The organism is Paenibacillus solisilvae (assembly GCF_042656405.1).
GTDB classification, from domain to species: Bacteria; Bacillota; Bacilli; order Paenibacillales; family Paenibacillaceae; genus Paenibacillus_Z; species Paenibacillus_Z solisilvae.
In genome coordinates this window covers 1-25061 of sequence record NZ_JBHSOW010000102.1, presented here as the reverse complement: position 1 = coordinate 25061, position 25061 = coordinate 1, and the positions used below count along the sequence as shown (strand labels likewise).

Genomic DNA, 25061 nt, shown 5'->3' with positions numbered 1-25061 from the left:
TAAATAGATAGATTGGAGGTAGATAGGAGTTGTCCATTCAGCATCATCTCTTACTTTGGAATTATGCGGCTTTAAGAGTGCTAGACGTACGGCGTGCTGCTCTTCATCCCGGGGAAAATTTGAGCGCCTATCAGCTTCCGGCCAGCGTATTCCTGTTCAGCACACGCGGCAAGGCGCGGGTGCTGCTGGATAACATAGAATTTGAGGCGGACAATTGTTATGTCTGCCACGCCGATAAAGGGGCTTTTCTGGATATTGAACAGGTTTCGGAGCCATTTGAGTATTATCTGGTATTTTATAAAGCCGTCATTGCAATGCCAAACTTCCGGGAATTGGCGCGACTGCAGCAATCAAGCAATCCATTCCAGGAGCAGTATGGCCTGGCACCGCATTATCCGATCCCGCTCTTCATGAGAATAGAGCAGATGTATCAGAAGTGGCAGCAAAGCGGGAATTTGGAACCCTTGCATGTCAAAGCCCTATTCCATCAATTTGTTTATGAGCTGCTGCTTCAGCTGCAGCAGCAGGGGTGTGAAACGAAGAGGCCTAGTCTGGTGAATCAGGCAGCCCGATATATACAAGAGCATTATGCTGAGCCGATTACGCTGAAGGCTTTGGCTGCTCTGCTGGACAGCAGCGAGCGCCAGCTGCAGCGGCAGTTCAAAGCGATGCTAGGCAGCGGTCCGATGGAGTATCTGATCCAGGTGAGGCTGGACAAAGCCAAGACATTGCTGCAGGATACGGATTTTCCGTTAAAGGAAATTGCGGAGGCTATCGGGTACACGGACAGCTACTACTTCAGCCGGATGTTTAAAAAATACATAGGTGTTTCGCCCAGCTTATACAAGGAACAGGCAAGACAAACAGCTGATAGTCGCCATAATCCATCCCGTCTGTCGCGATTGCCCATTGCTGCCGGAAGATCAAGAAGATATAGTGTTATTGATGATGATAATCATTATCAATACAAATCTGGAGGGGCTATACATATGTACAGAAGTTCAAAAGCAGCATTAGCAATCAGCTTGGTGCTCAGTCTTGCCTTGATGCTAAGCGCTTGCTCGGGTACAACAGGGACAAACACCAACTCAGGAGGTTCGTCAACCAATAGTGTGAATGCACAGACGGCGGATACCGGTCAGGCAAACAATGCCAAAGGGGAGGTAGCAGCAGAAAGCAGCAAACCACGCACGATTAAGCATCTTAAAGGTGATCTGGTGCTGGAACAAACGCCGGAGAAAATTGCCGTTTTGGACCCCCAGTATATCGACCAAATGATGGTGCTGGGCGAACAGCCGATAGGCAGTGTTATCGCAACCACCGATAAAACGCAGTTCCCGGAATATCTGGCGGATAAGCTAGTTGATGTGAAGGTGCTCGGGACCAAGGATGAGCCAAATGTAGAAGCCATTGTTGCGGCTGCTCCGGATCTGATTATTTGCACGGAATTTCAGGACAAAATCTATGACAAGCTGGTGAAGATTGCACCGACGATAATGCTCGATAGAAATGAAGATTGGCGGACGACGCTTCTTACGGTCGGGCAAATTGTCGATAAGGAACAAGAAGCGCAGAAGGTGCTGGATGATTACGATAAAAAGGTTACCGATTTGAAAGCAGCACTGGTTGGCAAGCTGAAAGGGCAGACTGTCGCCCTGCTTCGCCCGCGGGATAAGATGGTCAGGCTGCATACGACGTCTCATCGTACAGCTGAGATCCTATATAAGGATCTGGGTCTTACAGCTCCGAAAATGGCAGTCGATGCCGAGAATACAAGCAAGTCTATCTCACTTGAGGTGTTACCCGAATTAAATGCGGATCATCTCTTTCTATTAAAAGATGACTCGAATGCGGAGCTTACGGATGAGTTCCAGAAAACGTCCATATGGAAAGGTCTGAGCGCTGTTAAAGCGAATCAGGTGGATACCTTCAACACGACGTTGTGGATCGGTTATTACGGGCCTATTGCTATCAATCTGGTTGTAGATGAAATCGCAAAAGCGCTGTTATAAAACGAAATAGAATATCATCATGGGGAGGGAGCAGCTTGAGGCATAAGCCCCTCCCTTTTTCCTTTTTCAAAAATGATTATTGCAGAAGGGCGAGGAGAGAGCATGGCCGAAACCAACATACGGCTAACGATCGATTCCAGTTCAACTGATGATTTGGATCGCGCAAAGCTTGCTGAACTGCATCAGATCGTTGTCGATCAAGTGATGCGTCTGGAGATTAATGAATACGTGAAAGTAACCCTGGAGTACGAAGGTTCACTTCGCAGCCCGGGAGCGGTGACGAAGCCCGATGAGAAGGACAGCGGCAAAGCGGGGATCAGGAATGCGTTAAGCGAGAGGCAGCGGCAAATTGCCGAACTGTTATGCAATCACTACTCGATCACGAGAATTGCCGCTGATCTGTTCGTGAGCGTGAATACGGTAAAAAAACATATTCAGAATATGAAAAAAGCATTGGAGATCGATGCGTCGGGAGCGGATTTTATCTATGTATTGAAGCAGATGATGGAAGGGGGAGCATTTATGGGAGACAAACATAATCCAATCGGATAGGCGAGATTATCCGATTGGAGAATTTACCCGATCCGGGGTTATTGATATTCTGAATACTAGATTATGATAATGATAATCATTATCAATAAATGTTAAAAATCTAGTACTATTCCGGAGGAGGAAGGATACCGTGAATGTCTCAACTACTTTAAAGTCCAAAAACGAGCGCTATCTTGAAAGTCAGGCAGCAAGGGAATCGAGTGCGAGATCGTATCCAAGACGTATTCCGATTGCGATTCAAGAAGCGGAAGGCATTCATATCAAAGATATGGACGGCAAAGTCTATTACGATTGTCTTGCCGGAGCCGGAACCCTGGCCTTAGGGCATAATCACCCTGTTGTCATTGATGCAATAAGAACGCTGCTCGATAACAAGCGGCCGCTGCATACGCTAGACTTGACGACGCCGCTGAAGGAGGAGTTCGTCGAACAATTATTTGCAAGCTTGCCTGAGGAGTTTGCGAAGCATGCACGCATTCAGTTTTGCGGGCCGACGGGCGGGGATGCGATAGAAGCGGCGATTAAGCTTGTCAAAACAGCCACAGGCAACCGCAGCATACTATCGTTTCAAGGCGGTTACCATGGATCAACACATGCGGCGATGAGTCTAAGCGGAACGCTTGGGCAGAAGGAGAAGATCAACGGATTAATCCCGGATGTCCACTTCCTTCCGTATCCGTATGCCTACCGCTGCCCATTCGGTATCGGCGGGAAGGAGACACATAAGATCAGCAGCCGCTATATTGAGAATCTGCTGAATGATCCGGAAAGCGGCATCGTATCACCTTGCGGCATGATCGTTGAAGCCGTGCAGGGGGAGGGGGGTTCCATCCCTGCACCGGTTGAATGGATGCAGGAAATGCGCAGAATCACCCAGGAGCGCAATATTCCGCTGATCATCGATGAGGTTCAAACGGGATTTGGCCGGACAGGTAAAATGTTCGCTTTCGAACATGCCGGCATTATCCCGGACGTACTGGTCCTGTCGAAGGCCATTGGCGGAAGCTTGCCGCTGTCCGTTGTGATTTACCATGAAAAGCTCGATACATGGAAGCCCGGCGCTCATATCGGAACGTTCCGGGGCAATCAAATGGCTATGGCGGCTGGACTTGCAACGCTGAAGTATATGAAGGAAAACAGCATCGCTGAACGAGCGGAGCAGCTGGGCAAACGTCTTAGGGATCAATTAAATGGATTAAAAACAAAGTAAAGTTAATCGGAGATGTCCGCGGCCGTGGATTAATGATAGGCGTCGAGATCGTCAATGCCAATGAGGAGCCCGATCAATTAGGGCATTACAAGGCTTATTCGTTATTGGCAAGCTGTATCCAGCAGGAATGTCTCCGGAGGGGACTGATTCTGGAGGTTGGCGGCAGGCATTCGGCCGTGATGCGTTTCTTGCCGCCACTTATCATAACGGAACAACAAATCGATGATATTGTGGGGATATTCAGTGAAGCGGTCCATGCAGCCTGCGCGAATTTACAAGCAGGAGAGCGCGCCTTGACCTAAAGGGGCAGATGAGCCGAAGCGATAATGAAGCCGGCAGGAGAAGGAGTGAGTGAGACGAATGCTGCAGCAGCAAACAAAGGATTTCAATTCGGTGAGAAGTGTGGAGCTTGCGGAGAAAGCGACAATACGCGCATTGCTGAATAGCTATCTCAGAGAAATCGGCATAACCGATCCCCGGGTTGAAAAGTCCGCGGAAGCCTATTCACTTCCAGGGCAAGGAGAAATGTTCGTTGTTAATCTTCCATCGATCGGGAAAACCATTTTGGGTGCGATGACCTACTACTCGCTAATCGGGCAGCATACCTATGGAGCTGCTTTCCACGAAATCATTGCACCTGGATCACTCCCGAGCATAGATAGTCATGGCATAATCGGATTGCTCTTGGAAGAGATGAGCCAGCGGCAGGCATCAGATCAGCGCGAGGCTCACCTAACGATCATGAAAGCGCGCATCGAGAACAGTATCGGCAAAATGAGCAGATATATCGAACATTACTTTAGCAGCAGAGAGGCTCAAGCGGATAAGAGGCTGGACTTCATCCGTTCGGAACAGTCCCTCTATTACGGTCATCCGTTTCATCCCTATCCGAAATGCTCGGAAGGCTTTGCTGATGGGGATCTGGAGACATACAGCCCGGAGATGGGCGCTTCCTTTCAATTACATTATATGGCCATCCGCAAGGAGTACATCAGCGAAGATTGGCTTGACGGGGCAGCGCAAGCGCTGCCTTCTCACGCTGCCGCGTATGCGGAGAATCAATTCGATGGAAACTTACGCGAGTTTGCCCTGATTCCTATGCATCCCTGGCAGGCCAATTATGTGATGCAGCTGCCGGAGGTACAAGCGATGATGGATCAGTCAGCAATGATCGATTTGGGATTATTGGGTCCCGCCGTATATCCGACTTCATCGGTAAGAACGGTATGGGAGCCGGTGGGAGGGTACGGATACAAACTGCCGCTTCATGTTCGGATCACCAACCTGGTGCGCGAGAATACACCGGAGCAATTACAGCGGACCCTGGACGCGGCAAAAGTGATTCATCGGATTAAGAACGATCTAAACACGGATTATTTTCAAATCCTTTCTGAAACAGGCAGCAGCAGCGTCCGGTTCGCAACCCATTCGGAGGATTGGTCCTCGAGCTTTGCCGTTTTATACCGGCCGATAACCGTGCCGCAAGCAAGTACATTTGTAATGGCATCGCTGCTGGAGAGCTACCCTGGAGAAGAAGAGCCTAAGCTCATTCAGGTAATCAGGCAAAGCAATCAGGGACGGCTGCCAGATTTATTGCACTGGCTGGACAAGTATTTGAAAATCTCAATGCTGCCTCTCCTCCGGATATTGGCCGGGAAGGGCATCAGCTTTGAAGCACATTTGCAGAATTCGCTGCTGTCCATGAAGAATGGACTGCCGGACTGCTGGTATGTGCGCGATCTCGAAGGCGTCAGCATCGACCGTATTAAAGCAGCCGAAGCGGGGTGGATTCATACGCTGATCAGCGATCAAAGCCCGGTTCTCTATGAAGAATCTGAAGCTTGGCACCGGACGAAATATTATTATTTCGTGAATCATCTGGGTTCGCTTATCCACACGCTTGCCGTTTATCGCCAAGAAGGCGAGGAACACTGCTGGAGCGTTGTCCGGCAGCTGCTTGAACAGGAAAAAACAAGAGCCGGCGCTCGATTGCTGGCCTACATCGACGATTTATTGCTGCTTGATTATCTGCCGGCAAAAGCGAATTTTACAAGCTGCTTTCTATCAAGGGGAGAGACCCCCTGGTACGTTCATATTCCTAACCCCATTAAGGGGGAGCACTCATGACAGAGAAGACCGGGCTTAAACCCGAAGAGCTGGCATACCTGACCCAAAGTTACCCTATTTCAACCCATTCACGGCTTCAACAAGCGTCTTCCATTTCGATGGCAGATTTGGTGGATGAGGCCAAATGCGCGGCATATCTGGATAGGCTGACGGGCGCTCTAGGCTCCCCATCCAGAATGATTACGGCATCCCAGTTCGCAAAGCGATATGCGTTCCTAGCCGCTGCTCCCAGCTTGTATGCAATGACAGTGTTTGACAAAGGCCTGGATTTATCGCTCAAGAATTGCCATCTGGTAGCACCGGAAGGACAGCTTGGAGCAGCCGGTCTAAGCTTGGCAGATTTACAGGTTACCGTGCCCACGGCCGGGAATAGAGCGGAGTGGCGTCAAGGCTTAATCAACGGGCTTTTCGCGGACAATCTTGCACCGGTATTGCGAACCCTTTCTCAAGCCGCCAATATCCCAATGGCTATTCTATGGGAAAATACGGCTGTCCGCGTCTACTCGCTGTACGAGAAACGAATCGCTGAGCGGGCAGACAGTGAAGCGCAGTCCCGCAGCCGTGCGCAGGATGATTACGAATACCTGGTACGCCAGGCTCCTGCCGCGCTATTCGGGGAGAAGGAAAATCCGTTGGCAACGTTCTTCGGTACCGCAAAAACAGATTCTTCTACTCCTTCTTCAGCTCGCATCCGGAAGACCTGCTGCTTCTATTATGAAGTCTCCTCCATTAGAGAGTACTGTTCAGCCTGCCCGAAGGTGAAATCGTGATGCAGAATTGGAATGCTCCGTTTTCTCGATAGCTGCAGCGGTCTTACAAGAAGAAGGGAATGGATCTTCACGGTGGAAAAGTGGAAACGAAACCTATTCATTTTATACGTGGGGCAGTTTCTGGCCATGGCCTCAACGAGCTGCATCACCCCGTTTTTACCGCTATATTTGCAGGAATTAGGACTTACCGATCCCGGGGAAGTCCGGTTATGGACAGGGTTGATTTTTGGCTCCAACCTGCTGACGGCTTTTCTTTTCTCACCCCTATGGGGGAAGCTGGCGGACCGGTATGGACGTAAGCTCATGCTCGTCCGTTCGGGCCTCGGGATGGCTGTCACCATCACGCTGATGAGCTTTGCCACGAGCCCGGTTCAATTGCTGCTGCTGCGTTTGCTAAATGGAATGATGGCAGGCTTTGGTCCGGCTGCGATCGCTTTAATTGCTACGAACACGCCCAAAGAGCGGAGCGGTTATGCGCTGGGCATCCTGCACTCCGGAGCTGTGGCAGGCACGATGTGCGGCCCTTTATTAGGAGGACTCATGGCTGACTGGTTCGGGTTTAGCGCGGTATTCCTCTATACCGGATTAAGTATTCTTCTGGCCTCGATGATTGTCATTTTCCTGGTGAAAGAGAAATTTGAGATAAAAGAACGGAAAGACAAGTCAGCGTTTATGCAGGATATGAAAACAATCGTATCCAGGAAGCCGATTGCGCCTCTATTCGTAACGGCATCCATTATCCGATCGGCGATGGTGGGCACCTTGCCTTTTATTCCGCTATATGTCCAGGAATTGGCTCCAAGTCAGGATAACCTGGTCTTGTTAGCCGGAATTACCGCAGCTGCGATGGGAGTAGGCAACATGATCGCCGCTCCACAGCTTGGCAAATTAGGAGATAAGTTTGGCTCTCATTATGTTTTACTCGGTGCGGTATCCGGTGCGGTTCTGTGCTCGATTCCACAAGCTTTTGTCCAGGAATTGTGGCAGTTAATCGTGCTGCGTTTATTGACCGGAGCATGCCTTGGCGGGATGATGCCTTCGATTAACGCGCTCATTCGTCATTATGCGCCGGAAGGAATGGAGAGCCGAACCTACAGCTATGTCAATTGCGCTGTGTTTTTTGGAGGCATGGTAGGGTCGACCGCAATGGGGGTTGTTTCATCTCAATTCGGCCTGCCGATGATCTTTATTGGCTCCGCTGTGCTTCTGCTGCTGAACAATGTTTGGATGAAAGTTACGATATTTCCTGAAATCAAACGCAGTCGTGACACAGCAGAAATTATGAATGGATAGGAGAGGTTGGAATGAAGACATTAGAACCCGTGCAGCAGACAGAAGAAAAGGATTGGAGCGCTGCTTATCCATCCGATGTTTATGCCCAAGTGGAGCAGAGGGTCCTATGCCAGTTGATCGAAGCGGTTCTCTACGAAGAGATTGTCGTTCCTCATCAAGGACTTCCCGCAGCCCGTGACTTTGCAGGTCAGCTGGTTCTTCCGGGTCAAACAAACGAAGGACAACCCGTTCAATACCATTTTCATGCGAAACGTAAATTCAGCTTTGGCCGCTTCCGTCTTGAGCGGGGAACGGTTAGCCGCAAAGCGGGAGATGAAGCTCCGTCTGCGGCGGCTTTGACCTCCTTCGTTGAGGAGGTGCTCGGCCAGGTTCAGAAGAATGAAGCTTTGATAAGGCTGCTTGAGGAGCTTGAGAATACACTGGCAAAAGATGTGCAGGCCCAGCAGTTGAAGTCCGCTGCTTCTTCATCAGAGATCCAGCGCGATTATGACGACATAGAAGCTGAACTGGACGGCCATCCTTACCACCCTTGCTATAAATCGAGAATCGGGTTCAGCTTACAGGAAAATGCACAATACGGGCCGGAATTCAAAGCCGGTCTAAGACCGGTCTGGCTGGCAATTTCCAAATCCCACAGCCACCTCGCACTGGCAAATGGAGAAGATTATCTCACTTTTATTCAACAGGAGCTTGGAAGCCATACCAATCAGCAGTATCTTTCTTCTCTCGCGGAAAAAGGCTTGAATGCCGGTGATTACTGGTTCATGCCCGTGCATCCCTGGCAGTGGGAGCACATGATTCTAATAAGCTTTCATCGCCAGCTGGCTGATCAGACAATCGTCCTTCTCGGCAGAGGCACGGATGTATACCGCGCTCAGCAGTCCATACGCAGCTGGACTAACCGCTCGAACAAAGCCAAACCCTATATGAAGCTGTCGCTGAATATCCTTAACACCTCAACGAAGCGAATATTAGCGAAGCATACCGTAAGGAACGCACCTCTGGTTTCGGATTGGCTGCTGTCCTTAATCCAGAATGACGACACTGCCCGCGAGCTGGGTTTTATTCTATTGGCTGAATTCGCCGGAATCTCTTACGCATACGAGAAGCTCCCGTCTACGATGCAGGTAGCCGCGCATGGAAGCTTAGGCATGATATGGAGGCGAAGCCTTCACTCCTATTTAAGCGAAGAGGAGCGGGCCCTTCCATTCAGCGCGCTCAGCAGTATGGCTGGAGACGGGCAGCCGTTTATTGAACCGTGGGTCCGCAAGCATGGATTGGAAGCCTGGACACGCCGGCTGCTGGAAATTACGGTGAACCCTATCATTCATATGCTGTATGCTCACGGTCTAGCGATGGAGTCCCATGCCCAGAATTTAGTCCTTATCCACAAAGACGGTCATCCCGCACGCCTGGCGATAAAGGACTTCCACGATGGACTCCGGTTCTCCCGTGAACATCTGCCGCAGCCGGAGACTTGTCCCGATCTTCATCTTGAGCCTGCCCACCATCGTGCGCTCAATCGCCATTCCTTTATGCAAACAGATGATCTATCGGCCGTAACAGACTTTGTGCACAGCGCGTTTTTCTTTGTCTGCATGAGCGAGCTGGGGATGTTCTTAAATGAGCAGTACGGCATGGAAGAAACGGGTTTTTGGACAATGATAGCCGGGGTTATCTACGACTATCAGCACAAGCATCCGCAGCATGCTGCTAATTTTGAAAGGTATGATCTATTCTCCGAAACCATTCGAATCGAGCAGTTAGCGAGAAGGCGGCTGTGGAAGGACATCGAAGTCGAACCCAAATCAGTGCCCAACCCTCTCTATTATTACCGGTTAGATGAAGGAGCAAAAGGATGATAAAGGTAGATACCACTAACGAGAATATGGCCGGATCATCCATTATTGATGTGCAGCACCGTGTCCTGGAAGATCTGGTCAATGCGCTGCTTGCGGAGAATCTGCTTATTGAGCTTGACGGGGTGAAGCTTCTCTCTCAAACCGAATGGAAGAGAATGGTTGAGCGAGATGCTGCGGCGGCTGCGGCAGACCGGCAGCTTCATTATTCGGATCATTCCAAATTCTATCATTGGGAGCTGGATTCGGCTCAAGAGTCGATAATTGTTTTTCCTGTCTATCCTGCATTTCTTCAGCCGTACCGCTATGAATCATCCGGGGGTATTTACGAGGCGCGGCTTGAGGATCAGCAGATCAAGCTGACGGAGCTTGGACCGCTTGAGCTGATGCGGCATATCATTCTCGGGTATGCGGATGATCCAGTTACAATCGACCCGGATGGAGCTGACCGATTGCTGAATATGCTCAATTTGGCTGTGCAGCAGCTGGTATGGTCTCTTGAGAATAAGCAGCCGGCGGCTGGAATTCTGGAATTACCGCAAGCGGCTTCTTTCCTCGAATTGGAGCGGAAAGCGGCATTCCGCGACCGGCCGTTCCATCCCGTCTCCAAGGTCAAGCTAGGCTTCACAGAGGAAGAATACCGCCGCTATACAGCAGAATTCAGCCAACCGATTAAACTGAATTGGATGGCGGTGAACCGACAGTATCTGGTGAGCGGCTTGGATGAAACCGGTTCGCAAGAGAGGGACAAGCCGGCTGAAATAGAGGCTTTATCTCCAATGAAGCTGCTGCTTGGCGAGGAACAGCAAAATCTTGTTCACGAGGAAATGCTCATCAGGGGGCTGAGTACGGAGGTGTATATGCCTATTCCCGTTCATCCTTGGCAAATGGCCGCTGTACTGCCGAAGCAGCTGCATTCGGAATTTCAAGATGGAATTTGTATCCCCTTGAACGTTGAAACGGGGACATTCTATGCCTCTTCTTCCTTGCGGTCATTGATGTCTGATCATGGAGGGAATGTGCATATCAAGATCCCGCTCGGGATCCAATCCCTGGGAGGTCTTCGTTACCTGTCGGCGATTAAGCTGATGAACGGACAGCGTGCGGAACGATTAATGAGACAGGCTTTAGAGCGGGACCCCGTTCTAAAAGAACAGCTGTATTTGTGCGATGAGACGCTGTGGTGGGCCTATCTGCCTGAAAACAGGGACTTATTCGCCGATCCCCCGCGGCATTTGTCCGCTATGGTCAGACAATACCCTGCTGAATTAACGGCAGACGAGCATGTCCGTTTCATGCCGATGTCATCCCTGGCGGTTTACGATGACGGGAAGAAAGGCCATTTGTTTGACGAATGGCTGCGCATAACAGGATCGGCGGTAAGTGAATCATCTGTCCTGCGGTTATTCAGCGCGGCTTTGCTGCCTTACTTTGAAATTTGTTTCCGGTTGTTCAAGCTCGGCATGATGCCTGAAGCGCATGGGCAGAATGTGATCCTAATCTTGAAAAACGGGCAAATTGAAGGACTGCTGCTGCGTGATCATGATGCATTGCGCCTGCACGTTCCGTGGCTGCATGCTAACGGACTGGAAGATCCCGAGTATCGGCTGAGACCGGGTACTCCCGATTCTCTCTATCATAAGACACCGTACAGCTTGCTTTCGTTTTTTCAAATGCTGGGCATCCACGTTAACAGCTATGCAATCCTCGAAAGTGTATCCCGCTGTTACGGCATACAAGAGGAACGGTTATGGGCTCAGCTTCGGGCATGCTTGGAGCAGGCGATGCTCCAAGCTGACTTGCCGGATGACGTCAGACTTGTATTGGAAGAAGGTTTATTTGCGAGTGAGACCTGGCCGTGGAAACAGCTGATACGTCCGCTTGTGAAGCATCATCCCAAGGTGGCGGGAAGTATGCCGTATGGACAGGGAACCGCGCCAAATCCTTTTAAAAGCTGCTAAATGAATAATCGTATAATTAATTAAACGTAAAGGAGCGTGAAGCCTCTGTTCCGCATTCAGCCGAGAGTACAGGGAGTAACACCGGAGCTGCTGGACATGTACCGGGAGATCAGTCCTTCGACTATTGGCCATTTCACCGATTTTGGTTTCCTTAACAGCCTGCAGCCGCTTTATCGGCCGATTCAAATGGTCGGCAATGCAGTTACGGTTCGTATTCCGCACATTGATTCTGCTGCAATTAGCCATGCGCTCAAGCTGGTGCAGCCTAACGATATTCTTGTCGTCGATATGTCAGGCGATGACCATCGGGCATGCTGGGGAGAATTCAGGACCTATGCGGCAATGGCCAAGAAAGCCGCCGGCGTAATTGTGTCCGGCTGCGTCACAGATGTCCGCGCGATCACTGGGCTTGGGTTTCCTGTCTATTCGAGAGGAATCAGCGCGCTGACAACAAGGTCCCTTGAGCTGCAAGGCGAAGTAAACACGACCATAAGCGTATGCGGAGTAAGCATACATCCGGGGGATCTGATCGTAGGCGATGATGACGGCCTGTTTGTCGTGAACCCGGAAGACGCCGTGGAAATTGGGTGCGCTGCCTTGGAGAAACAGCATAAAGAAGCACTGCGCAGACAAGCATACGTCTGCGATGCAAACCGGGATTAAGAGAGTCCCAGAGGTTTGATTTTGAACAGGCAGTAATGAAATCCAAACCCAGCCATTGGTCGTTCTTTGGCTGGGTTTTTCATCGTTATTTTTGAGATAAGGGCCTACGGAAATCCGGACTACTCGCCGGATTTGTCACTCAGCGGACAGTAGACGCAATAGCAATTATTTGTTTATATAGGCTGTAACATATACTCCGAATTCTGCTATGTCTAATGTAACCGATTCCAGTGTCGGCGGCAGCGCATCCTGGCTTTTATTATAATTAGTCTGTTGTATCTATTTAATGGTCTAAAAACGATCGTTTTTTAGGGATGTAACGCATATTTGAGGAGAAGGTTTCGGGGAAGAAGAGTGACCGTTCGGAGTTGACTCGAACTTATGAATTTTCAATATATATAGGTTACCTTAACCACCATTTAACAATCGTTTGCTATTATTCTCTTAACATTTATTTAGGAGGAAAAAAATTGAAAAAAGTGTTCAAGCGTTTCTGTGCAGCCTCTACCGCTGCCATACTTAGCTGTGGTATCTTTTTGAGTTCTTCTCAAACTTTTGCATCCGAAAATGATGGACAAGCAGCATCTCAAAATGGTAAAGGCAACACCGACCTTGTCAATCTCCAATTATTAAGTTTAACAGACCTCCACGGGTACCTTCAACCATTCAATGACAATGCAAACGGTCAGATTATGACTACAAATGGCCTTCTCACTGTTGGCGGTGCAGCGTATATGGCCGCTCATATTAATAAGCTAAAAGCTGGGCACGAAAACTCTATCCTTTTTTCGGCTGGTGATGACTTCAGCGGCTGGCCTTTTGAAGTCGCATCACACCATAATGAGCCCACGATCGAATTCCTTAACGCAATTGGGTTTGACTTTTCGGTGGCCGGCAACCATGAGTTCGATGCTTCCAAGGAATTCTTAACTGAACATATCATGAAGGGAAAAAGTTTTGGAGTCCAAGGCGTGGACAGTTCTTTCATAGACTCCACGGGAAAGAAATTCAAAGGGGCAGACTATGATTATCTTTCTGCAAATATCCGTGATGCACATACTGGGGACTTGGTGTTAAAACCTTACACCATTAAGAGGGTCCATGATGGAAAAGGCGGTACCATCCCCGTCGGTTTCATTGCTCTCACCACACCAACAACAATAACAGGATCAACATCGTTTCAAGAAGGTATTCTAACTGCAGATCCTCTCGTAGAAACAGCAAACAAGTATGCAAAAGAGTTGCAGGAAAAAGGTGTTGAAACAATTATTGCTGTCGTTCACGAGGGAGGATCGACGAAAAGTGACGGTACTGACATTAACGGCTCTGACGGTCCTTTTGGTCCTATTTTCGATTTTGCAAAAGAGGCTTCACCTGCGATTGATGCGATTGTATCCGGTCATTGGCATGCAAAATTCAATGCCTTCATTGAAGATCCTGCTGGCAACCCGCGTCCAGTGGTAGAAGCTGCCAATCATGGCCGCCTTCTTAACGAACTGAACTTGTCGATTGATCCGAAAACCAAGGATGTCGTACGTAATTTGACCAAATCCTTGAACCACCCGGTTACACGTGATATACCAGCAGACTCAGGGATTGAGAAGATTGTATCTTACTGGGTAGAACGTGGAGCGGAACGCTGGGCAGAGCCAGTTGCAAAATTGACAGGCGATCTGAATAGAGTACGTAATGCAAACGGGGAAAGTACACTTGCAGATGTTGTGGCAGATGCTCACTATGCTTCTGGAAGAAAAGCAGAGAATCCAGCCGAATTCGCTTTGACAGCTGCTAGTCCGTTACGTGGTGATCTACTGTACAAAAAAGGTAGTAATGCCGCTGACAGTGACGGACAGATCCTATTTGGCGAGGCATGGCAAGCACATGGCTATCAAAATCCAGTATTAGTCGTAACGTTAACTGGACAGCAAATTAAACAAATCCTAGAAGAGCAGTGGAGAAAGAACGCGAACGGATCCGAAAGCTTTTACCCGCTCGCTGTTTCCTACAATGTTCACTATAGCTACGATAAAAGTAAACAAATTAACGATAGAATCGATCCAAAGATGGTTATTATTAATGGGGAGTCCCTTGACCTGGACCGCGCTTATCGTGTTGCCTCTCTAGCATACATGGTGATCGGAGCAGATGGATACCCAACATTTAAACAATATCGCGAACCTGTTCGAACTGAAGTCGATTATTGGGCTTTCTTAAACTATTTAAAAGAACAGAAGGTCATAGAATCACCAGCACTAAACAGAGTATTATCCTTACCAAATTCTCAATAAGTCGTAATTAATAAGTGCTGTTGACATCTTGGTCCTGCGCAATGAAAATCCATGAATGATGCCCAGTCCATAAGGAAGCAGCATTTAGTGGAAGCTCTCATGTCCCGCAGTTAGCCTAAACGGAGTTAACTGTTTAAGCAACGCTTATGGAAACTAATCGACAGAAGGTCATCGGCTACATAATTAGAATAAAAAACTCATCCACTTGGGTGAGTTTTTTTGATCTAATGCAAATAATCTTATTGTTACTGCTAATAAAACTTAAACTACATTCCTTATATTTTTTCCAGGTCCATAACGATGTGGCCTCAAGTTCATTTCAAAATCCACGGTTGTGGCGCTACCTTCAGACGATATGAGCAATGTTTATGCAGGAGAAGAACAGCAAAAACATTGTTCTCTTACAGTCACCATTAATGGGGAAATGAATGATATTGATTGAAATCCTGATCTCGGTGTGCGGTCGCTTACGAGCCGTGGTAAAGCATCTTTCCATTCATTCTTCTTCCTATAATCCACAAATTAATGTTTGTCTCATTACTTCACCTTATACATTTTACCTTTACAAACACATGTTCGAAAAATATATGTTGCTGCAGATGAACCTCATTATCCGAGCGATTATCAGGTTTGGCATGTAAATTTCTTCTCCAATTGCTTTAATGACCTAGACTTCATAATGATATTCAGATAGCGTTATGAATCGTGTCCCAATCTCCTTACTGGCAATCTTTAAGTTTCATTCGTAGATAGAGCAAGTTTTGTCTGTAAACGATAGAGAGGAGCATTCACTTAATGTGAGTGCTCCTAATTTTTATTGGTATTGGTTGCCTTAGTAAGGTCCCATAACATATGGGAAATAGTCGAAGCCAACCCCTCGGTGATCCTTTTTTTCACTTCCTGGTCCATTTTGCTAAGCTTTCGTATAACGACCGATTAATGATAAAACGCGGCTCTCCCATTCACTATAGGAAAGGGAGAGAACCGCTTCGACTAAATTGCCTTCTCTGTCTACTAGGAAAGTGGATGGCACGAATCGAATCCGGTAAGCTGATGCGGCTTTGCTTTCAGGGTCGAGCAGAACAGGATAGGAAACGTCATAGTGCCCGGCAAAGCTTTTAACGTCCTCTAATTTGTCTCTCCACGTAACATTAACCGCATAAAAATCGATCTGGGTACCGTAGCTTCGGTACAGTTTTTTTAATACCGCAGTTTCTTCTTTGCATGTATCGCACCATGTTGTCCAAAAGTGTATGATGAGCGGTTTTTCCCCCTTTGACCACCCAATTTGTAGGTTTGTCCGTCCAGACTGTTTAAACTTAATCGGGGAACAGGTTGGGAAACCGCGAATTTTGGTATGCTTCTTACTTTTTTATGCTCGATAGTAAAATAATAGTAAATAAAAATGAATATAACTACAATCGACGATAACGTAAAAATTAATCTTCTCATGTCCATAGTGTAACAAATATTTAAAAAAAATCCAGTAAATTTTAAGTTAATAGTAAAATACTAATATTTGGATCGGTATATTTACTTTTTATTTACGAAACGTTGATTATTAATTCACAAACCACAATTATCATACAATTATACCGATAGGGGGGCGAAATAAACTTCATGAGTCGTTCAAGGTGGTTGCTTCTTATAGCTCTGTTCGTTGCCTCAGCGGTGCTAAGCGCATGCGGAAACAAATCGACTTATGAATCCAGTGCAGTCGATCCTATACAACAAGCAGCGAAAAATGCCAGTTCCCCAAAGGGGTATACGTCATTTACATTTGATGACATGTACGTGAATCCCTCAAGTACGGATTTATCCCCCAAAATTCAAGAGCTTTCAGGTCAACAGGTTCAAATGAACGGCTTTATGGCGCCACCCCTGACACCCGAACTCGAATTTTTCGTTTTAACCCGCTATATGATGGAGCAATGCCCTTTCTGTAATGCGGTTATGAATTGGCCTAGAGATATTGTGGTCATTTACTTGCCGGAAGGTCAGCCGATGGAAGCGACCGATCATCCGCTATTCGTCAAGGGAAGATTGGATGTAGGCCCTTATAAGGATGAACTGACCGGATTTGTCAGTTTGGTCAGAATTTACGCGGACAAGGTGGAGGAATTAGAATAATGCTTATCATTAAACAACTCGTCAAATCTTATTCAGCGGATCAACAAGCCATAACCGTCTTGGATCTGCCTCATCTCGCCATTGATCCCAAGCAAAAAGTCGCGTTGGTAGGGCCCAGCGGCTGCGGAAAAAGCACGCTTCTCAATATTATAGCGGGTATCGTACGACCTACCTCGGGCGAGGTCAACGTTCTCGGCACGGATATCCTGGGTCTTTCCGAAACGAAGATGGATACCTATCGGGCCCGCAACATCGGTTATGTATTTCAGAACTTCAATTTACTTCCCGGATTTACGGCATTGGAAAATATCCTCATTGCCATGAGGTTCGCAGCAACGATTCCGGCTGGGAACCGGAAAAAGCGGGCCATTGAACTGCTCGAAAGAGCCGGTCTTCACCATCGTTTGCACATTAACGCTAGCAGGCTCAGTCAAGGCGAGCAGCAGCGGGTTGCGATCGCAAGAGCGATCGCGAATAAGCCTTCTATTGTGCTGGCGGACGAGCCTACCGCCAATCTGGACAGGCATAACGCAGCTATGGCGGTGTCCATGCTTAAGGAAATGTGCCGTACCCAGCAAACGACTCTGATTGTCAGTACGCACGATATGGAATTAGCAGGACAAATGGATGCCATCGTAAATTTGCGAGAGATGAAGCCGGATAAACCGGAGGTGGTATGTAATGTTTCTGCTTAGCATGGCGATTCGCAACCTGATGAACCGCAAGCTGCAATCCGTTGTCATCATGATCATCATCATGACAGGCATTGCGATCGCTCAGAGCGTCACGCTCATATCTGACGGGCTTAAAGAGGGGATGAAGCAGACAAGCGGTCCTTTCGGCATGCTGGTCGGATCCAAAGGCAGTTCCACCCAATTAGTTATGAATACGATATTCCTTTCGGATACGCCGCTCGCCAACCTGGACTACGGTTTTTTCGAAAAGGTCGATAACGACCCTCGCGTAAAGCTAGCCGTTCCTTTCGGTCTGGGGGATCAGTACAAAGGATTTCGAATCGTGGGTACCAATCAGGATTTTTTTCAGCTGAAGGCAAAACAGAGCGATCCACCCTTTTTCCGTTTGGAATCGGGACGTCTGTTCCAGCAGCCTTACGAAACGGTCATTGGCGCGGAAACTTCGCGGCAGGGCCATATGAAAATCGGGGATTCATTCTTCGCCCGTCATGGAGTCGTTGAAACCAAAGACGAGGGTTCGATGCACAAAGACCATCCTTACCAAGTAGTCGGCATTATGGCGCCGACGCAAACGTCGGCGGATCTTGGCATCTATACCCCCTTGGACAGTTATTGGATCAGCCATCATTCGAAGGAGACAGGCTCCATTCGAGGCGTAACCTCGATCCTTGTTAATCCCGACAGCATTGAACACCTCTATCGGCTTTACCAGGAAATAAACCTGAGCAAAGAAGCGCAGGCGGTATTTCCCGGTAAAGTGATTGCGGGCTGGTTTGATATGATCGGAAACGCAGAAATCGTGCTATCCTGGATTAGCTATGCGGTTATGGGGGTGGCTGTTTTGTCCATCTTGCTGTCTTTATACGGTTCCATGCTGGAAAGACGGCGAACCATATCGATTCTTAGAGCGATAGGGGCGAGCAGGCGCCAGCTTCTGACAATCGTGTTCATCGAAACATTCGGGTTAATTGTAATGGGGCTTATACTCGGAACGGCTGCCGGGAACGGCTTTGCCGAAGGAATGGCCGTTTTCTTGGTCAAGAAGCAGCACGTTTCATTCGTCCCCGTATATGAATGGAAGCTTTCCGCGTTATGGATGACAGTGATCGTAATCGGTTTTATCGGCAGTGCCGTCCCGGCTCTCGCGGCTTACAGGACCGAAGCGGCCAAATATCTGAATCCAGTTTAAGGAGAATGAGGAGGTTGGATGTGAAACATTTTCCGAAATGGCCTATCGTTCTCGTGTTCATCCTGCTTGGTTGCTCGATCTGGCAGTCTCCGACCAGCGCGCACTTTCAGACATTCGGTTATTCGGATATAACCATTCAGAATACGACGATACGATACAGTCTTGAATTGGACCCCTATGAAGTTATGATCAGTGTGCCCGAATTGGACAGCAATCAGAATTCGTACGTGGAGGACGAAGAGGTCGCTGCCGCCACGGACAGCCTGTTTGCATTCGTGCAATCGAATCTTTCAGCGACAAATGACGGGGAAACCGGCACGGCGATATTGAAGGGGACGAGTATTCAGGTGAAAGACAAGTTCCCATTGCTTCGGTTCGATTTCGAATTTCAATTTACAAAACCGATTGACCAGTTTGAACTGAACTACCGTTTCTTCTTCGATAAAACGGATCCGCAGCACCAAAATTTCGCAACCGTCAGAGCCGGCGACCGAAGTATCGAGACCGTTATTCAGCAGAGTCATCATGTGTTGACACAAGCGGATATCGGCCAGAAATCCGTTACCGTTCAAGTGCCGAACTGGCTGCATGATGCCGCCGCCTATGTCGGAATCGGGATGAAGCACATCTGGTCGGGGTTTGACCATATGCTGTTCCTGGCTGCTTTAATCATAGGAGGCGGCAGTAAGCGCGATTACCTGAAAATGCTAACGGCCTTTACACTCGGACACAGTGTGACACTCGCGTTATCCGTTCTGGAAATCGTTACGATTTCCCCCAAGATCATTGAACCGCTGATCGCGCTGAGCATCGTTTATACGGCTGCGGAAAACATGTTTAGAAAAAATCTGCAGTATCGATGGTTGGTGACGCTGCTGTTCGGATTGGTGCACGGCTTTGGTTTTTCCTATATCTTGCAAGGGAAATTGACGGGCAACTACGCGCTGTCGCTGTTCTCGTTCAACCTTGGCGTGGAAATTGGACAGCTTGCGGTGCTTGCAGTTCTGCTGCCGGTGGTTTGGGTACTGGCGAGAAAGAAGTGGCTAGCCCGAGCCGCTTATGGCGCATCCGCTATTGTAGGCGCAGCCGGTCTATACTGGTTGGTTGAAAGAGTGGTTTCAATCTGATACGGGGGTGGATGAAAACCAAAGTTGGCCTTATTACGAGGTTCGTATAACGTGGTTTGTCTATCGTGCGGTCTGCCCGAATCGCAATTCATTATTGGAAGAATGGCGATGACCCACTGCATGGCTGATATGGCGCCATATGATAATCATTTCCGAGTCCCAGGACGCGGTTCAATTTGCCAATGACTCCTGGATTACCGTAACCGGGACGATTAATCAAATTTATTAGAAGAAGAAGGCCTTGAAAATCGATATCGCGAAAATCGAACCCGCCGCTCCTGCCATGGTGCCATACGTTTATCCGGACTGGGATTTGCGTCCAAGCTGTAATTGAATCCATCGAACTTTTCGGTCATTCAGGATGGGGAAACTGGCGCAGAGACTATAAGGGGGGTGAGCATACAGAACAAAGACAATGATCTTTGCTGCACAGTCGGAATACGTCCCAGAATTTTTATATCTAATAGGAGGGTGAAAGAAACCAATGTTTTCCCGATTGCGAACAAAAATTGCAGTTCCGCTATCATTGCTGCTTACGTTGTGTCTTGTGCTTCAATTTGTGCCGCTGTCGCTCGTGAATGCGGCATCGTCCGCCGGTATGAGCAGCGATTCCCTGCCTTTTTCTTATGGTCCCAGCGCACAGGACATGTTGACGGGAACCCCGTATTATTATGTGGAGAACGAAAAGGCGAAAGTGGTTATATCCACGGTAGCCGCCGGCAATAACCGGGCAGGCTCTTTTCAGGTCAAATATACGCCGGTTGATTTCGTCTTAAAGGACTCGATCAAAAGGGATACGTTGGACTGGACCCAGTTTATCCTTTCCGATACCCCGGTCGACGGCTGGAATTATACCGGCAAATCGATCGATCTGACGAACGTTGAGGTAAGGGACGGCGACAAGGTTGTGGCTTCGGGCGTTTCACAAGAGAACAGCAATCTTGCTGCCACTGTTTCGTACACGCTTCTGCCGAATGCGCCGATCATGAAAATGACGGTTCATCTGGAGAACACGGGTGCGGCGGATTATAACGGCTTCCTGAACTACCAGATGGACCACGATGAAGGGGAACAAATCGCATACGCTCCCGGATTGGGATGGGATCCCAAGGCGTTGGTTACATCCGGTTGGACCGGGAACTACTTGTACGATGGAGATAGGTCGGAAAGCTCGACGCCGGCGCATGGCATTGCCTGGTACGAGAACGAGCCTGTCGCGCTTAACGCCCAAGGCTATATCGCAGGCGTGTGGTTCGATGCCAGCGTCAAAGCCGGAAACAGCCGGGATATCAGCATTTACCACATCACGGATCGTCCGCTCGGCGAAAATGCCTACACCAGCATCGAAAACTGGGCCAGCCTGATTCCAGGCATCCAAAGCGGCAATGTTACGATGGCGAGCGTAAATGGCACCGTTTATAACGAGGACGGAGTCGGCGTGCCGGGCGTGAAAGTAACCGCCAGAAACATTGAAGCGCAAGCGGTTAACGCGGCGATCACCGACGATCAGGGCAATTATTCCATGTATTTGCCTATAGGCACGTATACCTTGACCGGCAATCGGATGGCCTATAGCGATTCATCCAACTCGATTGAAATCGATTCCGTTTCGTCCCCTTATCAATTGAACTTGTATATGGAAAGCATTACCGTTTCTACAGGAACCGGCAAGATGATTCCAGGGGGATTATCCGAAGGCGGCGTTAACGATATTGTCATGGAGAACCAAAAAATGGCGGTTACGATTGCCAAAGCCTATGACGATCCTCAGTTGGCGGGCTACACGGCAGGCAAGCCAGTCGATATGGCCGCCCAAGGCGCCAATGACGGGCTGGACTGGATCAACTTCCCCTATGTGAGCGACACCCAGCCGGGCGGCGCCCAAGCGTGGCAAATTCTGAAGCTGAAAAACCAGGCTGTCGACATTGTTGAAAACAGCGGCTCTATCGCCATGGTTAAAGCAAGCGGCACGACAGAAACGGCCGTTCCTTTCCAAGTGGATACGACGTATACGATGAAGCCGGATCAGGCATGGGTTTACGTGGATAGCGCCATCAAGAACCCAACGGACCAGCCGCAGACCGTCTGGGTCGGCGATGCGATGGATGACGACGACAGACCGGAGGTCGCCTATGTTCCCGGAACCGGTGTTATCAGTGCTGGCAGCACCACGCTAGGCACCTTTACGCCGACGATGCCATGGCTTGCCATGTACGGCACAGAGCCTCAAGCACACGCCCTCATTTACGAGGGAGACTTTGAAGGATTTACGGCTTTCGGAAATACGACGTGGATGGGAAGCCAGAAGCAGGTAACGATTCCCGCCGGCGGAACCTTTCATTTGAAACGTTATCTTGCATCGCCCAGCACGACAGGCTTTGAAAACAAAATCGATGCGGTTTTCGGTCTGTACGAAGACATTCTCAAAGGGAAAACCGGCTTGAACACCGATTTTCAATTGACCCCGCAAGGCATCATCAAGATTGGCGACAATGCTACTGCGGAAGTGACGGTCACGAACGATTCGGACAAGACGGTCGAAGGGTTGAAAGTCAAGCTGGGATTATCGGCCAACCTGTCCGGGACTGAGGCGCTCGAGAAAACGCTGGATGCGATAGCGCCGAAGAGCACGGTAAAGGTACAATGGCCATTGACCGCCGTATCCGGAGGGCGCGGATCGGCGAGTATGGATGTTGAACTTGCCGGCAATCTGATCGCATCCAAGACGGACCGTATTTTTGTGGAAGGCCCAGGCTGGTATGCCGGCGATAATCATTCTCACAGTCGATGGAGTGACGGCAGCGGGACCATTAACGATAACTTCACCTCCGGCCGCAACAAAGGAATGGACTTCTTGACAGCGACCGACCATAACACGGTCAATCAACAAAACGACGTCGTTAAGGAAAACCGCGATGATTTTGTCGCCCTCTGGGGAGAAGAAATTTCGACAACCGCGGGACATTCGCTGGCATACAACATCAGCGACTATATCGATTACAAACAGACTGCTCAAGAATATATCGATGATACGCGGGCAAGCAACAACGGTCAAGGGATGCACTTCATCGCCCATCCGTTCTATCCCGGATTGGAATGGGAGAATTGGGACGCAACCAACTACAATGGCCTTGAGGTTTGGAACGGTTTTTATCCGCCCAAGCATCCTGTAAACGCGCAAGCCGTCGCCAAATGGGACGAGCTCAACAACCAGGGCAGACATCTGTACGGCATTTCCAATTCGGATGCCCACAATCCCGGTAAGGTTGCGAGCAATTACATCCGGGCGTACCTTCCGAAGCTTTCCAAGGAAAATATTTACGAAGCGCTTCGCAACGGCACCTTTTACGGAACGAACGGCCCATCCCTGACCTTTACGGTCGATGATGTGATGATGGGTAAAGACGTTGCCGTTTCTGCCTCCGGCGGTACGGTAACCGTTGATTTAAGCGGGTACGCCGAGAAAGGCTTGACTTCCATACGATTGATCAAAAACGGTGAAGTCGCCCAGCAATGGACGCCGAATGGAAATGAATTTAATGTTGAATACGCGGCGGAAGCGGTGCCTGGCGACTTTTTCCGGATCGAAGTCGAAGGGAATAACGGACAGTATGCGTTCTCGAACCCGGTCTTCGTTGTGGAAAAGGATAGCGTAAAACCGGTATGGGAAAACGGCCAGCTCTCCGTGTCTGACGAGACGGAAAACGGAGTTACGCTGAACTGGTCGGGAGCGATGGATAACAAGGCCGTGACGCAGTACAAAATTTTGCAAAACGGCAGTGAGTTGAAGACCGTCAAAGTTGGTGATTTGACCCAAACCAACAATATGTATAAGTACCCTGTGACAGGATTGTCCCAGAGCGCCGGGTACACCTTCAAAGTGGAAGCCGGCGACGCGGCCGGCAACTGGAGTACGGACGGTCCTAGCGCTAAGGTGAAATTGGATAAAACAGCGCCGGTTACGACCGACGATGCGCCTGCGAATTGGGTGAATAAAGACGTAACCGTAACCTTACAGGCGACTGATAATGGTTCGGGAGTAGATGCCACTTACTATAAGGTAGATGGTGGCGCTCAACAGAAAGGATCTTCCGTCATGATCAAGGAAGAAGGCCAGCATACTCTTACGTACTGGAGCGTAGATAAAGCAGGGAACGTCGAAGCTCCGCATACGGTAACCGTCAATATTGACAAAACGGCGCCAACGCTAAAAGTAGTGCTGGACAAGACGATGCTGTGGCCGCCTAATCACAAGCTTGTTGCGATTACCGCTTCTGTGAATGCAGTAGATAATACCGTCCCTGTTGACTCGGTCGCTCTGACCTCCATTACAAGCAATGAGCCGGATAGCGGCTTGGGAGATGGTGATCTACCGAATGATATTCAGGGCACGGCGTATGGCACGTTCGATAAAGCGTTTATGCTGCGTGCCGAAAGATCAAAGAAGCGCGTGTACACCGTAACGTACACCGCTACTGACAAAGCAGGGAACAAAACGTCTGCTTCCGCCACCGTTACAGTGCCGCACGATCAAAGCGGCCAAAATGGTTAAAATGGTTCGACGATAAGGAGAATGTCACAACTTCATTTGCCGTTAGAGGTGATAGGCTTCCTATAACTTCTAACGGCATCTTTCTTTTTGCGTCATGGCAGTGGAAGTCATTTTAAGAATTCCGCAAGTAAATGGAGTTAAATAGTATTTTCCTGAAGCTCCACACCACTATTCGATCAGCTGTCTGTCGACATGGATTTGTTTAAATGGATGAACAAACCTATAAGTTTGTTGCCCTTACAATCGCTTTACGACAGATCGTATGACATTTGGTATAGTAAAGGCGGAAATTGGGATTATGATCATAGACCGATTAATAATAAGAGGGTAACCATCTGGGTATCCCCGTTTGAAACCGTAAATGTCATGGTAGCTGACGATCGTGCTAATGGCATAAGAACTCAGGTTCCAGCTTCAAAAGCATTAGAGCTCCAATTACGAAAACAAATTCGGAACTTTGATTGATAATGGATAGGGGTAGAATGAAAAAACATAGTGATAATTCCCATTTCGTTTCCATACGTTTGCGGTCTGTAACAGCTACGCGGGTATTACCCTTACTCGCTCTGAAGCTTCAGCTGTTTCCGGTACACGGCCTTGGAAATCGCGATGCTGATTTCGTACAGCAAAAAC

General features: G+C 48.8%; 14 protein-coding genes, 1 other RNA gene and 2 pseudogenes. 16 read left to right on the top strand and 1 reads right to left on the bottom strand.

What is annotated here, in order from left to right:
- The first annotated feature begins 29 nt into the window (after nucleotides 1-29).
- The 11 genes and pseudogenes from ACFPYJ_RS26770 to ffs all read left to right on the top strand — a co-directional run bounded on the left by ACFPYJ_RS26770 (nucleotide 30) and on the right by ffs (nucleotide 14896).
- Nucleotides 30-2012 carry an AraC family transcriptional regulator gene (locus tag ACFPYJ_RS26770; RefSeq protein ID WP_379191302.1) on the top strand — a complete coding sequence of 661 codons (1983 nt, stop codon included), beginning with the start codon at nucleotides 30-32 and terminating at the stop codon, nucleotides 2010-2012.
- Between the two features lie 102 nt (nucleotides 2013-2114).
- Nucleotides 2115-2564, top strand: a complete 450-nt coding sequence (locus ACFPYJ_RS26765) for a response regulator transcription factor (RefSeq protein WP_379191301.1) — start codon at nucleotides 2115-2117, stop codon at nucleotides 2562-2564.
- 130 nt (nucleotides 2565-2694) lie between these two features.
- Nucleotides 2695-4076, top strand: a pseudogene (locus tag ACFPYJ_RS26760) (diaminobutyrate--2-oxoglutarate transaminase).
- Between the two features lie 58 nt (nucleotides 4077-4134).
- On the top strand, nucleotides 4135-5901 hold the full coding sequence (locus ACFPYJ_RS26755) for an IucA/IucC family protein (RefSeq protein WP_379191313.1): 1767 nt from the start codon (nucleotides 4135-4137) through the stop codon (nucleotides 5899-5901).
- Nucleotides 5898-6671: an IucA/IucC family C-terminal-domain containing protein gene (locus ACFPYJ_RS26750; RefSeq protein ID WP_379191300.1), complete on the top strand. Its 774-nt coding sequence runs from the start codon at nucleotides 5898-5900 to the stop codon at nucleotides 6669-6671. The genes ACFPYJ_RS26755 and ACFPYJ_RS26750 overlap by 4 nt, the downstream gene beginning before the upstream one ends.
- A 12-nt stretch (nucleotides 6672-6683) precedes the next feature.
- On the top strand, nucleotides 6684-7964 hold the full coding sequence (locus tag ACFPYJ_RS26745) for an MFS transporter (RefSeq protein WP_379191299.1): 1281 nt from the start codon (nucleotides 6684-6686) through the stop codon (nucleotides 7962-7964).
- An 11-nt stretch (nucleotides 7965-7975) separates the two neighbouring features.
- Complete coding sequence (locus ACFPYJ_RS26740; protein ID WP_379191298.1) at nucleotides 7976-9826, top strand: IucA/IucC family protein; 1851 nt, start codon at nucleotides 7976-7978, stop codon at nucleotides 9824-9826.
- The gene (locus ACFPYJ_RS26735) at nucleotides 9823-11784 is read left to right on the top strand and encodes an IucA/IucC family protein (protein WP_379191297.1); all 1962 of its coding nucleotides are present in this window, start codon (nucleotides 9823-9825) and stop codon (nucleotides 11782-11784) included. Before ACFPYJ_RS26740 ends, ACFPYJ_RS26735 begins: the two co-directional genes overlap by 4 nt.
- Before the next feature lie 36 nt (nucleotides 11785-11820).
- The gene (locus ACFPYJ_RS26730) at nucleotides 11821-12447 is read left to right on the top strand and encodes an RraA family protein (protein ID WP_379191296.1); all 627 of its coding nucleotides are present in this window, start codon (nucleotides 11821-11823) and stop codon (nucleotides 12445-12447) included.
- A gap of 479 nt (nucleotides 12448-12926) precedes the next feature.
- Nucleotides 12927-14603 (top strand): annotated as a pseudogene (locus tag ACFPYJ_RS26725) (bifunctional metallophosphatase/5'-nucleotidase); the annotation flags it as partial.
- 37 nt (nucleotides 14604-14640) lie between these two features.
- An RNA gene (ffs, locus tag ACFPYJ_RS26720) (signal recognition particle sRNA large type) lies at nucleotides 14641-14896 on the top strand.
- A 752-nt stretch (nucleotides 14897-15648) separates the two neighbouring features.
- Here ffs and ACFPYJ_RS26715 read toward each other — a convergent pair.
- Entirely contained in the window at nucleotides 15649-16023 is a 375-nt protein-coding gene (locus ACFPYJ_RS26715; protein WP_379191312.1) for a TlpA family protein disulfide reductase, read from the bottom strand.
- A 332-nt stretch (nucleotides 16024-16355) separates the two neighbouring features.
- On the opposite strand from ACFPYJ_RS26715, the gene ACFPYJ_RS26710 reads away from it, so the two are divergent.
- The 5 genes from ACFPYJ_RS26710 (at nucleotide 16356) to ACFPYJ_RS26690 (ending at nucleotide 24428) form a co-directional block, all read left to right on the top strand.
- The gene (locus ACFPYJ_RS26710; RefSeq protein WP_379191295.1) at nucleotides 16356-16865 is read left to right on the top strand and encodes a hypothetical protein; all 510 of its coding nucleotides are present in this window, start codon (nucleotides 16356-16358) and stop codon (nucleotides 16863-16865) included.
- The gene (locus ACFPYJ_RS26705; protein ID WP_379191294.1) at nucleotides 16865-17560 is read left to right on the top strand and encodes an ABC transporter ATP-binding protein; all 696 of its coding nucleotides are present in this window, start codon (nucleotides 16865-16867) and stop codon (nucleotides 17558-17560) included. Before ACFPYJ_RS26710 ends, ACFPYJ_RS26705 begins: the two co-directional genes overlap by 1 nt.
- Nucleotides 17547-18749 (top strand): ABC transporter permease, encoded by a 1203-nt coding sequence (locus ACFPYJ_RS26700; RefSeq protein WP_379191293.1) that lies wholly within the window; start codon nucleotides 17547-17549, stop codon nucleotides 18747-18749. Before ACFPYJ_RS26705 ends, ACFPYJ_RS26700 begins: the two co-directional genes overlap by 14 nt.
- A 20-nt stretch (nucleotides 18750-18769) precedes the next feature.
- A complete protein-coding gene (locus ACFPYJ_RS26695) occupies nucleotides 18770-19876 on the top strand; it encodes a HupE/UreJ family protein (protein ID WP_379191292.1) in 1107 nt (368 codons plus the stop codon).
- A gap of 484 nt (nucleotides 19877-20360) precedes the next feature.
- Nucleotides 20361-24428 carry a CehA/McbA family metallohydrolase gene (locus tag ACFPYJ_RS26690; RefSeq protein WP_379191291.1) on the top strand — a complete coding sequence of 1356 codons (4068 nt, stop codon included), beginning with the start codon at nucleotides 20361-20363 and terminating at the stop codon, nucleotides 24426-24428.
- Nucleotides 24429-25061: the final 633 nt, after the last annotated feature.